Annotated in this window: 12 protein-coding genes and 1 pseudogene; 3 read left to right on the top strand and 10 right to left on the bottom strand. The window is 69.6% G+C overall.

What is annotated here, in order from left to right:
- Positions 1 to 28 precede the first annotated feature (28 nt).
- From B0I29_RS25980 to B0I29_RS26020, 9 genes and pseudogenes are all read right to left on the bottom strand, one after another.
- Positions 29 to 739, bottom strand: a complete 711-nt coding sequence (locus B0I29_RS25980; protein ID WP_111651700.1) for an ABC transporter ATP-binding protein — start codon at positions 737 to 739, stop codon at positions 29 to 31.
- 848 nt (positions 740 to 1,587) lie between these two features.
- Positions 1,588 to 2,214 carry an alpha-ketoglutarate-dependent dioxygenase AlkB gene (locus tag B0I29_RS25985; protein WP_111651701.1) on the bottom strand — a complete coding sequence of 209 codons (627 nt, stop codon included), beginning with the start codon at positions 2,212 to 2,214 and terminating at the stop codon, positions 1,588 to 1,590.
- A 29-nt stretch (positions 2,215 to 2,243) separates the two neighbouring features.
- A complete protein-coding gene (locus tag B0I29_RS25990) occupies positions 2,244 to 3,227 on the bottom strand; it encodes a succinate dehydrogenase/fumarate reductase iron-sulfur subunit (RefSeq protein WP_111651702.1) in 984 nt (327 codons plus the stop codon).
- On the bottom strand, positions 3,224 to 5,119 hold the full coding sequence (locus B0I29_RS25995) for a fumarate reductase/succinate dehydrogenase flavoprotein subunit (protein WP_111651703.1): 1,896 nt from the start codon (positions 5,117 to 5,119) through the stop codon (positions 3,224 to 3,226). Before B0I29_RS25995 ends, B0I29_RS25990 begins: the two co-directional genes overlap by 4 nt.
- A 10-nt stretch (positions 5,120 to 5,129) precedes the next feature.
- Positions 5,130 to 5,921: a hypothetical protein gene (locus tag B0I29_RS26000; RefSeq protein ID WP_111651704.1), complete on the bottom strand. Its 792-nt coding sequence runs from the start codon at positions 5,919 to 5,921 to the stop codon at positions 5,130 to 5,132.
- 200 nt (positions 5,922 to 6,121) lie between these two features.
- Positions 6,122 to 7,525 (bottom strand): TldD/PmbA family protein, encoded by a 1,404-nt coding sequence (locus B0I29_RS26005; RefSeq protein ID WP_111651705.1) that lies wholly within the window; start codon positions 7,523 to 7,525, stop codon positions 6,122 to 6,124.
- Positions 7,522 to 8,958, bottom strand: a complete 1,437-nt coding sequence (locus tag B0I29_RS26010) for a TldD/PmbA family protein (protein ID WP_111651706.1) — start codon at positions 8,956 to 8,958, stop codon at positions 7,522 to 7,524. Before B0I29_RS26010 ends, B0I29_RS26005 begins: the two co-directional genes overlap by 4 nt.
- Before the next feature lie 31 nt (positions 8,959 to 8,989).
- Positions 8,990 to 9,418, bottom strand: a pseudogene (locus B0I29_RS26015) (Uma2 family endonuclease); the annotation flags it as partial.
- 19 nt (positions 9,419 to 9,437) lie between these two features.
- Positions 9,438 to 11,297, bottom strand: a complete 1,860-nt coding sequence (locus B0I29_RS26020) for a S9 family peptidase (RefSeq protein ID WP_111651708.1) — start codon at positions 11,295 to 11,297, stop codon at positions 9,438 to 9,440.
- 82 nt (positions 11,298 to 11,379) lie between these two features.
- Between B0I29_RS26020 and mshB the strand changes: the two genes are divergently transcribed.
- The 3 genes from mshB to B0I29_RS26035 all read left to right on the top strand — a co-directional run bounded on the left by mshB (position 11,380) and on the right by B0I29_RS26035 (position 13,292).
- Positions 11,380 to 12,258: an N-acetyl-1-D-myo-inositol-2-amino-2-deoxy-alpha-D-glucopyranoside deacetylase gene (gene mshB / locus B0I29_RS26025; protein WP_181557979.1), complete on the top strand. Its 879-nt coding sequence runs from the start codon at positions 11,380 to 11,382 to the stop codon at positions 12,256 to 12,258.
- A complete protein-coding gene (locus B0I29_RS26030; protein ID WP_111651710.1) occupies positions 12,255 to 12,758 on the top strand; it encodes a hypothetical protein in 504 nt (167 codons plus the stop codon). The genes mshB and B0I29_RS26030 overlap by 4 nt, the downstream gene beginning before the upstream one ends.
- 66 nt (positions 12,759 to 12,824) lie before the next feature.
- Entirely contained in the window at positions 12,825 to 13,292 is a 468-nt protein-coding gene (locus tag B0I29_RS26035) for a hypothetical protein (protein ID WP_111651863.1), read from the top strand.
- Here the strand turns inward: B0I29_RS26035 and B0I29_RS26040 are convergent.
- Positions 13,289 to 14,251, bottom strand: coding sequence for a GNAT family N-acetyltransferase (locus B0I29_RS26040; RefSeq protein WP_111651711.1), 963 nt, complete (start codon positions 14,249 to 14,251; stop codon positions 13,289 to 13,291). The genes B0I29_RS26035 and B0I29_RS26040 overlap by 4 nt on opposite strands.
- Positions 14,252 to 14,332: the final 81 nt, after the last annotated feature.

A 14,332-nucleotide genomic window follows, 5' to 3' on the forward strand; every position in this document is an offset into this window, starting at 1 on the left:
TTTTGGGGGTGTGTTTCTTAGGTTTTTGTCAGGCGGGTGCGCCGAGGTATGCCTCGGTGACGCGTTCGTTCGTGCTGATCTCGCCCGGGGTGCCGAGCGCGATCGGCTTGCCGAAGTCGAGGACCAGGATCTCGTCGCAGACCGACATGACCAGGTCCATGTGGTGCTCGACCAGCAGCACTGTGGTGCCGCTGTCTTTGATCAGCTCGCCTCTGATCAGGTCGCCCAGCCAGCGGATCTCGTCGGTGTCGAGACCACCGGCCGGCTCGTCGAGCATCAGGATGCGAGGCTTCGACGCCAGAGCCCGGGCCAGTTCGACCCGTTTGCGAATCGCGTACGGCAGCGTGCCGGGTCGGACCGCCGCGTATTGCGCGACACCGCACCGATCGAGTGCGGCGAACGCCTCGGCCTCGGCCCGCCGGCCACGCACGCCGACCATCACGTTCTCCAGCACGGTCATGCCGCCGAACTGGCCGACACCCTGCAGAGTCCGGGCGATCCCGAGCCCGCTGAGCCGATGCGGCCGGGGCCGCCACGGCTTGCCGTCCAGCGTGAGGCTGCCGTCGGACGGCGTCACGAACCCGCTGATGACATTGAAAAGAGTCGTCTTGCCCGCCCCGTTGGGCCCGATCACCCCGACGACTTTCCCCGGCGCCACGCGCAGGGACACGTCATCAAGAGCAACCAGCCCGCCGAAGCGAACGCCTATGTGATGAAGGTTGAGCTCACCTGTTGCCATAGCCACCTCTCGGACCGGTGGAAGTCCTACATGGAGTGATGGTCAACTATTTACACTAGGAGTGTAACTTTCTCGGCCCCGCCGTCAACCACTTGCAATCCCCCTGTTACCTCGAGATTTCAGAGCAGCTCAGACGGGGTGCCCAGAGCCCACGGTGTGCTCTGGTCCCGCCGGGCCGCGTGCCCACCGTGTGCTCTGGTCCCGCCGGGCCGCGTGCCCACGGTGTGCTCTGGTCTCGCCAAGTCACGCGCCCACCGTGTGCCCGGGTCTCGCCGGGCCACGCGCCCACCGTGTGCTCTGGTCTCGCCCCACCCAGTTCGCAACTCCGCTGCGTGCCGTCCGCCGAGATCTTGTGCGTTTTGGGCGGTTCGGTCGGCGCAAACTCACAAGATCTCTGCCGCCCTCGCCGCAGCTGCCCAGCTCTACCGAGATCTTGTGAGTTTCCGGCTGCAGGGCCGGCGCAAACTCACAACAAGGGGTGTCGAGATGAGCCGACCGGGGACGACAGCGGTACTGGCAGCAGCGGCAGTCCTGACGGCCAATCTCCATCACGGATCTTGGTAACCAGTGCCCACATGGCAGCTGTCACATGGCAGCCACGGTTTGCCAAGGTCTCGCGGAGTTGGGTGACCTGCGGCAGCCGCGGCAGGCTTCCGCTCGATCTTGGCAAGTAGTGCCCGTATAGCAGCCGAAACTTGCCAAGATTTCGCGAGGCGCGAGGCGCGAGGCGCGAGGCGCGAGGCGCGAGGCGCGAGGCGCGGCGGAGGGTGGCGCGGTGGTGACTGCGCAGGGTGCGGCGGTGGCTGCGTGGGGGACGGTGGTGGCTGCTCGGGCGGGGTGGTGGGTGGTTAGGCGACGTCGGTGGGGCGGAACTGGACGCTCACCCTCGGGCCCACCGGGCGGGCCGTTTTCGGGACCGCGTGCTCCCATGTGCGCTGGCAGGAGCCGCCCATCACGATCAGGTCGCCGTGGCCCAAGGGGAAGCGGAGCGTCTCGTGGCCGCCGGCTCTCGGGCGCAGCAGCAGGTTGCGCGGTGAGCCGAACGACGCGATCGCGACCATGGTGTCCTCGCGGGCCGAGCGGCCCAGCGTGTCACCGTGCCAGGCGACGCTGTCGCGGCCGTCGCGGTACAGGCACATGCCCGCCGTGGTGAACTCCTCGCCCAGTTCGTCGGCGTAATGCCCGTTGAGCAACGCCTTGGCCTCGGTCAGAAGAGGGTGGGGCAGCTCCTCCTGGGCGCCGAACCAGCGGAGCAGGCGGGGGACGTCGACGACGTCGTCATACATCTTGCGGCGCTCGGCCCGCCAGTCGATGCCGAGCAACGTTGCGAAGACCTCGTCGGAGCCGTGCAGCCAGCCGGGCAGCACGTCGACCCAGGCGCCCGCGGTCAGGCGGTGACGGGTCAGGCCGGCCAGTGGCGCGAAGCTGCCGGCCGGCCCGGGCGTCATCAGGTCGAACATTGAAGGCTGGTACATGGCCCCATGTTAGTACGAATGTTCGACGATCAGTCCTTCTGCGGGGACGGGTGGTGGTAGACCACGTGTTCCGGCGGGAGCGGGAACGTCATGTCCTCGCCGAACGGGGACGGCCCGCCCTGAATCGGAGCGGCCAGCTCGGCGACATCCATGTGACCGTCCGGCCCCACCGGGGGACCCTCCGGCAACCGGGCACTGGAAAGCGGAACACGATGAGCCGGAGCACCGGCCGGAACGGCACCCGCCGGAACCGCGCCGGCCTCCAGCTCGTCCCGGCGGAAGATCTTGCGGCCCAGCCAGACGAGCGGGTCGTAACGACGGTCCACCACGCGCTCCTTCATCGGGATGATCGCGTTGTCCGTGATCTTGATGTGTTCCGGGCAGACCTCGGTGCAGCACTTGGTGATGTTGCAGTATCCGAGGCCCTGGCTGGCCTGTGCGTACTCCTTGCGGTCGGTGCGGTCGTCGAGCGGGTGCATGTCGAGCTCGGCGGCCCGGATGAAGAAGCGCGGGCCGGCGAACGCCTCCTTGTTCTCCTCGTGGTCGCGGACCACGTGGCAGGTGTTCTGGCAGAGGAAGCACTCGATGCACTTGCGGAACTCCTGGCTGCGCTCCACATCGATCTGCTGCATCCGGTATTCACCGGGAGCGACACCGACCGGCGGGGCGAACGCCGGCGTCTCGCGGGCTTTCTCGTAGTTGAAGGACACGTCGGTGACCAGGTCGCGGATCACCGGGAACGCCCGCAACGGTGTGATCGTGACCGTCTCGTCCTCGGTGAACGTCGACATCCGGGTCATGCAGCCCAGCCGCGGCTTGCCGTTGATCTCCATGGAGCAGGAGCCGCATTTGCCGGCCTTGCAGTTCCACCGGCAGGCCAGGTCGGGCACCTCGGTGGCCTGGAGCCGGTGGATGATGTCGAGGACGACCTCGCCCTCGTTCACCTCGACGTCGAAATCGGTCAGATCGCCGCCCGACGAATCGCCGCGCCAGACCCGGAAGTGGCGTTTCATTCTGCCTCCAACTCGGCCAGTTCCTCGTCGGTCAGGTACTTGGAGAGCTCGGTCCGCTCGAACAGCTCGATCAGCTCGGCACGCATCCGCGGCACCGGCTTGCGTTCCAGGTGCACGTCGCCGGACTCGTCGACCGAGCAGATCAGGTTGATCAGGCGCCACTGCGGGCTCATCTTCGGGAAGTCCTCGCGGGTGTGGCCGCCACGGGACTCCTCGCGTTCCAGCGCCGCTTTCGCCGTGCACTCCGAGACGACCAGCATGTTGCGCAGGTCGATCGCCAGGTGCCAGCCGGGGTTGTAACGGCGGCCGCCCTCGGACGACACGTTCGCCACCCGCAGGCGCAGCTCGTGCAGCCGTTTCAGCGCGTCGGTCAGCTCACCCTCACGGCGGATGATGCCGACCAGGTCGCCCATCACCGCCTGAAGGTCCTGCTGCAATGTGTACGGGTTCTCGCCCCCGCTGCGTACCAAAGGAGCTAGGGCGACCTCGACGGCCGAGGCGACGTCCACTTTCGACGGCTTGGGCCGTTTGCCGAGCGTGTCGACGTACGCCGAAGCGTGCTCACCGGCCCGCTTGCCGAACACCAGCAGGTCGGAGAGGGAGTTGCCGCCCAGCCGGTTGGACCCGTGCATACCGCCGGAGACCTCGCCGGCCGCGAACAGTCCCTGCACCGTGCCGAGGGCCGCCGCGGAGTCCGGGTCGACCTCGACGCCACCCATCACGTAGTGGCAGGTCGGCCCGACCTCCATCGGCTCCTTGGTGATGTCGACGTCGGCCAGCTCCTTGAACTGGTGGTGCATCGACGGCAGCCGCCGGATGATCTGCTCGGCCGGCAGCCGGGTGGAGATGTCCAGGAAGACACCGCCGGCCGGGCTGCCACGGCCCGCCTTGACCTCGCTGTTGATGGCCCGGGCCACCTCGTCGCGGGGCAGCAGCTCGGGCGGGCGGCGGTTGTTCTCCGGGTCGGCGTACCAGCGGTCGGCCTCCTCCTCGGTCTCCGCGTACTGCTTGCGGAAGACGTCGGGGACGTAGTCGAACATGAAGCGTTTCTGCTCGGAGTTGCGCAGCACGCCGCCGTCGCCGCGCACCGACTCGGTGACCAGGATGCCTTTGACGCTGGGCGGCCAGACCATGCCGGTCGGGTGGAACTGGAGGAACTCCATGTTGATCAGAGTCGCGCCGGCGCGCAGGGCCAGGGCGTGGCCGTCGCCGGTGTACTCCCAGGAGTTCGACGTGACCTTGTAGCTGCGGCCGACGCCACCGGTGGCGAGGACCACGGCCGGCGCCTCGAAGAGCACGAACTCGCCGGACTCGCGGAAGTAGCCGAACGCGCCGGCCACCCGGTCGCCGTCCAGCAGCAGCTCGGTGACCGTTGTCTCCTGGAAGACCCGGATCCGTGCGTCGTAGCTGCCGGTCTCGGCGTAGTCCTCCTGCTGGAGCGAGACGATTTTCTGCTGGAGGGTGCGGATCAGTTCCAGGCCGGTCCGGTCGCCGACGTGCGCGAGGCGCGGGTACTCGTGGCCGCCGAAGTTGCGCTGCGAGATCTTGCCGTCCTTGGTCCGGTCGAAGAGAGCGCCGTACGTCTCCAGCTCCCAGATCCGCTCCGGCGCCTCCTTGGCGTGCAGCTCCGCCATCCGGAAGTTGTTGAGGAACTTGCCGCCACGCATGGTGTCCCGGAAGTGGACCATCCAGTTGTCACGGCTGTTGGCGTTACCCATCGCGGCGGCGGCGCCGCCCTCGGCCATCACGGTGTGCGCCTTGCCGAACAGCGATTTCGAGATGATCGCGGTGCGTTTGCCGGCCAGCCGGGCCTCGATCGCCGCGCGCAGTCCGGCGCCGCCGGCGCCGATCACGACGACGTCGTACAGGTGTCGCTCGATCGCGGTGGTCATCGCGGGCCCCTCAGTTGAGAATGCGGAGGTCGGTGAACCAGCCGGCGGCGAGACCCATGACGTAGAAGTCGGTCAGCGCCAGGGTGCCGAGCGTGATCCAGGCCAGCTGCATGTGCCGGGTGTTGAGCTTCGACACGAAGGTCCAGAAGCGATAACGCACCGGATGCTTGGAGAAGTGCTTCAGCCTGCCGCCGGCGATGTGCCGGCACGAATGACAGGACAATGTGTACGCCCAGAGCATGATCACGTTGATCCACAGAATCGCGTTGCCGAGTCCGATTCCGGTCGTCTGCGCCCGTACCGCGTCCCAGGTGTTGATCAGCGAGATGATCACGGCGGCGTAGAAGGCGTACCGATGGGCGTTCTGGAAGATGAGCGGGAAGCGAGTCTCGCCGGAGTAGCGCTCGTGACCGTCGGGGACCGCGCAGGCCGGCGGCGAAAGCCAGAAGGCTCGGTAGTACGCCTTCCGGTAGTAATAGCAGGTCAGACGGAAGAGCAGCAGGAACGGCAGGGTGAGGGCGGCCTCCGGGAGGAGGAAGAAGTTTGGCAGTGGTGTGCCGAACTCGGCCGCGGCGCCGCACCGCTCGGTGAGACACGGTGAGTAGAACGGTGTGAGGTAGTGGAACTCCTCCACGAAGAACCACTTGTGCATGAAGACGCGAACCGTCGCGTACGTGACCCAGGCGCTCAGGCCGACGAAAGTGATCAGTGGAGCGAGCCACCACCGGTCGGTCCGCAGCGTTTTCGCCGCGATGGCCGCGCGAGGTCGCCCGCCGCCGCCCGGCTTCGTTGCCGTCGTCATTCCATCTCCCTGAATGTGCCGTTCAGGTCGCTGACAGCCGGGAGCGGACACAGCGGTGCCCCACCTCAGCCGTCGCGAAGCGACAGTGATGTGGGGCACACGTTACGCCGAAGGTCCGACACTTTGCGGGGTGGGTATGCGAAGTGGACCACAAAACCACCATCCCACATCGATTGGACGATCATGGATGGTGTAACGGATCATCCAGAGGCGTTGCCGGTGATGTTCCATCCGGCCAGGTGCAGGGCCGGAGCGGCGTACCGGGCACGGCCCCACGACTCCGGTAGCAGCACCGACTCGGCGCCGATGCCGAGCACCCGCCCCGGGCCGAGGGCCTGCGGGTACGACTGGGTGAACCGCAGGTTGCCCACCGCCGAGACGATCTCGCCGTCCTCGATCAGCCAGACGCCGTTGCGGGTCAGACCGGTCACCACCAGGCTTTTCGGGTCGAGCACCCGGGTGTACCAGAGGTCGGTGATCAGCAGACCGCGCGCGACCCGGGCGACCATCGGCCGCGCCGACTCGGCGACGGATCCGGTGCCGCCGGTCGAGGACGACGGCAGACCCGCGGCCTCCAGCCGCAGGTTGCCGGCCTGCGGACCCCACGACCGTGAGTACGGCGACGCGTGCCCGGTCGACTCCGCGCCCGCCTGCGCCGCCGACGTCCGGTCATGGGTGACCGCCCTGGTCACGCCGTCCCGGACCAGGACCAGCGACCGGCGTGGTGTGCCCTCGTCGTCGAAGGGCAGCCCGGCCGCGGGTTCGCCCCGGCTGCCGAGCGGTTCGTCCACGATGGTCACCGAGGGGTCGAACTGCTGTTTGCCCAGCTCGGCGAAGGATTGGCGCTGCGCCCACGACTTGCCGTTGAACCCGAAGGTGGCCAGGTTTTCCAGCAGGTCCTTGACCGCGTCCGGTTCGAGCACCACTTCGTAGTGGCCCGGTGGCAGCTCGGCCGGGGTGCCGGCGGCACGGGCCTTCGCTGCGGCGCGGGCGCCGAGCTGCGCGCCGTCGATGGCGGAGAGCCGGGACGCCGCGAGCCGGGCCACACCGTCGGCACCGTCGAGCCGGGCGATGCCGTCCATCGCGGCCTCCGCGGAACGCCCCTCGACGGCCTGACCAGCGGTGTTGGCGAAGGCCGCCGACACGTACACGGTCCGGCAGTAACCGGCCGTCTCCAGCCCGCCGGCCGCGTCCACGAAGTCGCGGACCCGGGCGGCGCGCAGAGCGGGGTCGGCACGGGCCGTCATTTCGTCGAACGAGCCGACCTCAGGAGAAGAGGGATGCAGCCCGGCCGGCGGCGCCAGTCCGGGCCAGGCCGCGTCGACCGGACTCACCCGAGCCGCCGCGAGCGTCCTCTCGACCAGCGCGCGCAGACCGTCGGCGTCGACCACCGTGGTGGATCCACCGGTGGTCCGCCCCTCGGCGTGCAGCCGCAGCCGGACACCGGTGGTCGCACTCGCCACGTTCTGATGGATCGACGAGTTCGCGAACCGGGTCAGCGCCTCGGCGTCGTGCCGGACCATCACCTCGGCCTCGGCACTGCTCCCGGCCAGCTCGCGGACCAGCTCGACGACCCGGGCCGCGACCCGCAGTTCGGCGCTCATCCGTGCACTCCTACCCGTACGTTGGTGAACCGGGCCGGCGCCGCCGGATGCCCGGTGTGCCCGATCTGGCCGGGCTGGCCCTTGCCGCAGTTCGGTGTGCCCCAGGCGACCGTCTCGGAGGAGAGCATGTCCATCGACTGCCAGAACTTGGGGCCGATCCCGGTGTAGGTCGGGTTGCGCAGCATCCGGCCCAGTTTCCCGTTCTTGATCTCGTAGCCGATCTCGCAGCCGAACTGGAAGTTCAGCCGCCGGTCGTCGATCGACCAGGAGCGGTTGACGTCCATGAACACGCCGTCGTCGGTGGCCGCGATGATCTCGTCGAGGGTGTGCGGGCCCGGCTCCAGCCCGACGTTTGTCATCCGGACCATCGGCAGCCGGGACCAGCCGTCGGAGCGGACGCTGCCGGCGTAGTCCAGCCCGGCGACGGCGGCCGAGTCACGCCCGGCGAGGACACCGACCCAGATGCCGTCGCGGACCGCGTACCGTTTCGCCGCCGGGGTGCCCTCGTCGTCGAAGCCGAAGCTGCCGAGCGCGCCGGGGAACGTCGGGTCGATCGTGATGTTCATCAGGTCGGAGCCGTACCGCAGCGAGCCGAGCGCGTCCAGGTCGAGCCAGCTGGTGCCGGCGAAGGCTGCTTCCCAGCCGAGGATCCGGTCCAGCTCGATGGCGTGCCCCACCGACTCGTGGATCTGCAGGGCGAGCTGCTCACCGCCGAGCACCAGGGTGGTCTCGCCGGACGGGCAGAGCGGCGCGGTCAGCAGGGCGCGGGCCTCCTCGGCCATCCGGGGCGCGTTGCCGACCAGGTCGAGCTCCTCGACCGTCTCCCAGCCCCGGGTGCCGAACTGCCCCCGGAACGACGGCCAGGACCGGCGCTGGATCTCCCCGTCACCGAACGCGCTCGCGGTCACGCCCGCGCCGCACTCCCGGATGTGCTGGTCGATGCGGTGCCCGTCGCTGGAGACGAACCACTTGCGGGTGTCCCAGATGGAGTAATTGGCCTCGGCCAGGTCGGCGCCGGCCTCCTTGGCCGCTGCCGTGGCCCGGACCAGCAGGTCACCCTTGGTGGCGAGGGAGACGCCGAGCGGGTCGATCAGACAGTCGCTGGCCCAGCTCGCCACCCCGGCGCCTGCCGGGACCAGATCGGCCGGTCGCCCTGCGACCGAAGCACTGGCGGCGGCGATCTGAGCGGCTCGCCGTCCGGCCGCGCGCGCCGCGGGCTCCGACAGATCGGGTACGGCGTAGAAGCCCCACCCCGAGCCGACCAGCGCCCGCACACCGATGCCGGCGCTCTCGTCGAAGCTGATGTCCTCGACGTCGCCGTCCCGTGCCGACATCGCCTCGGTGCGGCGCACCATGACACGGGCGTCCGCATATCGCGCGCCCGCGTCGAGCGCGGCTTGCACAGCCGCGCCCGCTTCATCGAAGTGGGTCATGAACCGACCCTAGGCCGCGGGTGCGACAACGTCAGCGAGGCGGCAGCAACTCCTGCGGATCGATGCTCACGACCACCGGCTCGGTGAGCTGAAGCGGGCTGCCGGGCGCCCCGGCCGAATGCGCCCGGTACTCCGAACCGTCGAGGGCGAAGAGCTGCAGGGTCCCGTCCTTGGGATCGGCCAGCAGAAACCACGGGATGCCGGCCGACGCGTAGTAGTGCCTCTTGAGCACCCTGTCGGTGTCCGCGTTGGACGGCGAGAGGATCTCGCAGACCAGGCGCACCGCCGAGGCGTCGACGACGAGCTCGTCGAAATCGATCTCCGTGGTGATGACCAGGTCAGGAATGGGGATCCGAGCCGGTCCCACCCGGACATTGACGGCCTCAAGCACGTGCAGCCCGGCGTCGTGTGCAGCGGATCGCAGCACGGAGTGCAGCCCGCTGGAAAAGTACTGATGGCGATGCCAACCTTCCCCTTGACTACCTTCGAGTGACCTCCGAGCTGTGACTACACAGGAAGGCTAGCTCTTCGGCGAGGGTCGCGGACCGGGCCGACGGGCAGCCCGGGAGATCGGCGCCGATCAGCAGGATCGACGGTGACGTGCCGGCCGTGAGCAGGCTGTGGTGGGCGTAGACGTCGGCCGCGTCGGTACGGTCGCCCAGATATCGCTCGGCGATCGGTGCCGGCAGATCGGCCCAGTCGAGCACCGGCCTCCGGGCGGCGGCCCGGTGGAAATCGTCCGGCCGGCGTAACACGGCCAGCGCCGCAAGCCAGCCGCCGAGCCCGTGGCCGCGGACCGAAACCCGGGTCAGATCCAGGTCGGGATGCTTGCCGAGCAGGGTCTGCAACGCGTCGGCCAGGTCGGCGAGCATCACGTCGCCGAGCCGTCGATGGACCGCTTTCTCGAAGCTGGGCGCCACTCCGGGCGTACCCCTGGGATCGACGCTGACGACGGCGAAGCCGGCGTCGGCGAACCACTGCCGTTCCTGCCAGGCGGCCGCGTCGGTGCCGACCTGCTGATGCCCGGGCCCGGCACCCAGGGTGAGCAGCACCGGAAGCCGGGACCCGGAGACGAATCCGGACGGATAGAGGACGGCGGCCGGCAGCCGGCGGTCGGTGACCCGTTCCAGCACCGGCTCCGGCCGGTACGGCAGCTCGGCCGCGAACGACCGCAGCGTCGCCACCAGTTCGGTCCCGCGCCACACCTGATCACCGGCGACCAGCAGGTCACCGCCGACGACCACGCCGGAGCGCCCGGTCAGGCCGGCGATCCGGGTCACTTCGGGCCCGCTGCCGATCAGGGCGGTGCGCACCCGGAACACCTCGCGCAGCGCCGGATCACCGAGGCTGCCCTCGACCACGAGATCGGGCGCACCGGCCGGCCCGGCGTCGCGGGGCAGCGTCCCGGCCACCCGGTTCACATAGAAGCCGGGCGGGGTCAGCAGGCTGCCGTCGGCGAAGAGGCAGCGGGCGTCGAAGCCGTCGTGCGCCAGCTCGCCGCCGACCAGCACCCGCCCGTCCGGCAGGTGACGCGGCGTGCCCGGCACCGGCTCCACCCAGCGCGCGTCGGCGAGCTCGGCGTGCACCTGGGTCTCGCCGGTGCGCGGGTCGACCGAGAGCACGAGGCCGTGCTGCTGCATCCGGCGCAGCACGGTGATCAGCGGACCACCGGACTCCCAGCGCACCTGCGCCAGATAGGGATAGGTCTCCCGATCCCAGTGCACGTCGACCCAGCCGTCGTCGATGTCGAGCAAGTGCAGACTCGCGGCCTTCGCCGTGCGTACCGCAAGGATCTGGCCGCCTTCCGGCGACCACCACCACCCTCGGGTACGCCCGAACGCCCCGGCCTGCTCACCGGCCATGCCCCAAGAGATCGTGCCGCCGTGCTCCCGCCAGGCCGCGCCGGGTTCGCCGGCCAGCAGCCGGTCACCGTCCGGCCCGGCCACCCGCAGGGAGGCGGAGCCGCCCGGGTCGTCGACGTACCCGATGTCGCGGCCGGACGGCGAGGGCCGTGGGTCGTACACCGGTCCCGGGGTCGGTATCGCGGTGAGCGTCCCGGCGACCAGGTCGGCGCGGAACAGCTCGCCGGCACGGGTGAACGCGGCAACGCCGGCCTCGCGGTCGGTCGCGTACGACGTGATCGGGCCGTCCGCGACCTGGCGTTCGGCGCCGGTGTCGCAGTCGAGAACCCAGAGCGCCGAGTCCGGATCGTCCGGTCCGGCCGAGCGTAGGAACACGACGCGGGCACCGCCGGCGCCGATCGTCACGGTGTGCGGCGCGCCGTGCTTGAATCCGCCGGTGCGCTCGGCGAGTCCGGGGTACTCCACGCCACCCAGCATCGCTGATCAAGAGGGTCTCGCGCGGGTCAAACCGCGGGCTCGTGCCGCGAGTTGGTCGGTGGTCGCGCGTACAGTATCGGCCGTGACTAACGAGTCCCTGCCCGCACGCCGACTGCTGCTGGTGCACGCGCACCCCGACGACGAGGTCATCGGCACCGGGGCCACCATGGCGCACTACGTCTCCGAGGGCGCGCACGTGACCCTGGTGACCTGCACCCTCGGTGAGGAGGGCGAAATCCACGTCCCCGAGCTGTCCCAGCTCGCCGCCGCGGAGGCCGACCAGCTCGGCGGTTACCGGCTCGTGGAGTGGCAACGGGCCTGTACCGCGCTCGGCGTGACCGACCACCGGATTCTCGGCGGCCCGGGCCGTTACCGCGACTCCGGGATGATGGGCCTGCCGACCAACCAGCACCCGCGCGCCTTCTGGGGCGCCGACCTGGACGAGGCCGCCGCCCATCTCGTGGCGATCATCCGCGAGGTGCGCCCGCAGGTGATGATCACGTACGACGCGAACGGTTTCTACGGTCACCCGGACCACATCCAGGCCCATCGGGTGGCGATGCGCGCCGCCGAGCTGGCCGGAGCGGACGGCCCGGAGAAGATCTACTGGAGCGCCATGCCGCTGAGCGTGATGCAGGACGGCATGGAGGCGTTCCGCGAGTCCGAGGGCAACCCGTTCTCCGAGGTGGAGAAAGTGGAGGACCTGCCGTTCGGCACACCGGACGCGGAGATCGCCGCGCGGATCGACGGCACCGACCACTCGGCGAAAAAGACGGCGGCCATGCGCGCGCACGCCACCCAGATCCCGGACAACTCGTGGCTCTACGGCATCGCCGGCGACTTCGGCGGCGAGTTCATGGGCTTGGAGTACTACACGCTGGTCCAGGGGGAGCGCGGCCCGGGCTCGGGCCCGTTCCAGTGGGAGGACGACCTGTTCGCGGGTCTGGAGATCAAGGAATGACTGTCGAAGAGGCCACTGAACAGCCCACGGTCGCGCCCCGCGAGCCGTGGGCCGGCTGGGAAAAGATCATCCGGGTGGCCGGCGTCGTCGTCGCGGTCCTGGCCACGGTGATCACCGCGCTGATCGAGCTGGAACTGACCACGCTGCGCTCCGGCGGCCTGGTCAACCTGGCGAAAGGCAGTTCGCCCTGGGAGGGCGGCGGGGTACTGATCCCGCTTGCCGTCCCGGTGGCGATCGGGGCGAACCTGGCGATCTCCTGGTTCGCCGTGACGGTGACCGGCCGGCGCTGGGCGCTGGGGCCGCCGTGGGCGCTCTGGACGTTGCTCATGCTGGCGGCGGCGGGCACCCGGACCACCGAGGGCGATTACCTTCTGAGCGACAGCAACTGGGTGGCGCTCGTGATGATCCTGACCGGCAGTCTCACTTTTGCCGTCTACTCGTACAAAATGATCTTGAAGCCTGTGGCAGTTTCTGACAGCCGACTCTCAGGCAGCGTCTAGGAATCCACGCGTGTCATCCGCCAAGATGACCGGGACAACGAGTGTTTGTTTCCCGTGGAGGATGAGATGAGGCAGCAGCGCTGGTTCCGGATCGCGGTGCTGGCGGTCGGCTTGTTCGTGATCAATGCGGTCGCCCGGCTGGTGGTCCGCTTCGGTTTCGACGGCTCGGACACCGCACAGAACCGCGCGTCGATCACGATGTTCGCGCTCATCGGGCTGACCCTGGCGGCGCTCACCTTCGTCCGGTCGCACAGCGTCAAGCCGGAGTCCTGGCTGCCCGAGATCGGCTTCGGCGCGCTGGCCGGCATGCTGCTGACCGTGCTGGCCGGGCCGTTCCTGAGCGGCAGCAGCCCGTTCGCGAACGGGTCCGGTGACTTCTTCGCCCAGGTCTGGATCTACGCGGCCTGCGCGATCGTCGGCGTCGCGCTCGGTTACGGCGTCTCGGTGGCGCTGGGCCGCGATTACCGGTCTCGCTCCCTGGCCGCGTTCACCCAGGCCCGCACCACGAGGCCGCGCCGGGTGGTCCGCCGCTAAGCCTGGGGTGCTTCCCGGGTCAGATAGGTGTGGTGGGTGCTGAACCCGAGCCGGTTGTACAGCGCCACCGCACCCGCGTTCCGCTCCTCCACCTGCAGATAAGCGTGTGCCGACCCGCGCTGTGACGCCCACTGGGCGAGAGCGCGCACGACATGCGCGCCCAGACCTCGCCGGCGTGCGGCCGGCGCGGTCTGCAGCAGCGAGACGCCGAGCCACCGGTCCGGGCCGGTCACCGCGCCGCGGGCCACCGCGAGCAGCGATCCGTCGGTGTCCCGGACCTGGGCGAAAACCCTTTCCGGTACGCCGTTGAGAATGCGCAGCGCCGTTCCGGGCAGGGCACCTTTGTGCTCAGCGACCATGGCGTACCAGTCGTCGGACGCGGTGTCGGCCAGGTCGACCGGTGGCAGGCCGGGCCGGGCCGGCGCCTCCAGCAGCCGCGCCAGATGCGTGGTCTGCACCAGCGTGAGCGGCCGGGACGTCCAGCCGCGCTCTTCGAGGGCCGCGTTCACCGGCGCGGCGAGCGGCATCGGCGTGTTGATCAACGGTTGCTGGCCGCGCTCGGTGTACCAGCGGACCACCGCGTCGATCGCTTCCTCAAGCGTGCGGTCCGGGTCACCGACGGCCAGCGCCGAGTTGGCGCGGCCGGTCCAGTTGTCCGCGGCGCGCAGGATCCAGCCGCCGAGCCGGGCGCGGATCGGGGCCGGCCAGGCCTCGTCCGCCGCGAGTTCCAGGGCGATCACCTGGGACGCGACGGCACGGCGGGCCGGCGGAACCCGTTTCGCCCGGTGCACCTCGCGTAGCGGCACGCGGACCGTACCCTTGGCGGTCGCGAGTGTGAGATCGGTCTCCGTCAGGTCGACGAGTTCGCCGAGGGCATCCGTGAAGAGCGTGCGGTCACCGGTTACGCCTACAATTCGGCGTACCACCACCCGGTGTCCCACATCCTGTTGTCGGAGCACGCATTACCTCCCTCGGCGGGAATACTAGGCTCTGCAATTCGTCGTCGGCGGTTCTCGCGGCGTGGCTTTGAAGGGAAGACC

Source organism: Actinoplanes lutulentus, from assembly GCF_003259845.1.
GTDB lineage: Bacteria > Actinomycetota > Actinomycetes > Mycobacteriales > Micromonosporaceae > Actinoplanes > Actinoplanes lutulentus.

Bases quoted from the DNA above. Each gene is read 5' to 3' on its own strand.
- B0I29_RS25980 (WP_111651700.1), bottom strand. From the start codon at position 739: ATGGCAACAGGTGAGCTCAACCTTCATCACATAGGCGTTCGCTTCGGC.
- B0I29_RS25985 (WP_111651701.1), bottom strand. From the start codon at position 2,214: ATGTACCAGCCTTCAATGTTCGACCTGATGACGCCCGGGCCGGCCGGC.
- B0I29_RS25990 (WP_111651702.1), bottom strand. From the start codon at position 3,227: ATGAAACGCCACTTCCGGGTCTGGCGCGGCGATTCGTCGGGCGGCGAT.
- B0I29_RS25995 (WP_111651703.1), bottom strand. From the start codon at position 5,119: ATGACCACCGCGATCGAGCGACACCTGTACGACGTCGTCGTGATCGGC.
- B0I29_RS26000 (WP_111651704.1), bottom strand. From the start codon at position 5,921: ATGACGACGGCAACGAAGCCGGGCGGCGGCGGGCGACCTCGCGCGGCC.
- B0I29_RS26005 (WP_111651705.1), bottom strand. From the start codon at position 7,525: ATGAGCGCCGAACTGCGGGTCGCGGCCCGGGTCGTCGAGCTGGTCCGC.
- B0I29_RS26010 (WP_111651706.1), bottom strand. From the start codon at position 8,958: ATGACCCACTTCGATGAAGCGGGCGCGGCTGTGCAAGCCGCGCTCGAC.
- B0I29_RS26020 (WP_111651708.1), bottom strand. From the start codon at position 11,297: ATGCTGGGTGGCGTGGAGTACCCCGGACTCGCCGAGCGCACCGGCGGA.
- B0I29_RS26030 (WP_111651710.1), top strand. From the start codon at position 12,255: ATGACTGTCGAAGAGGCCACTGAACAGCCCACGGTCGCGCCCCGCGAG.
- B0I29_RS26035 (WP_111651863.1), top strand. From the start codon at position 12,825: ATGAGGCAGCAGCGCTGGTTCCGGATCGCGGTGCTGGCGGTCGGCTTG.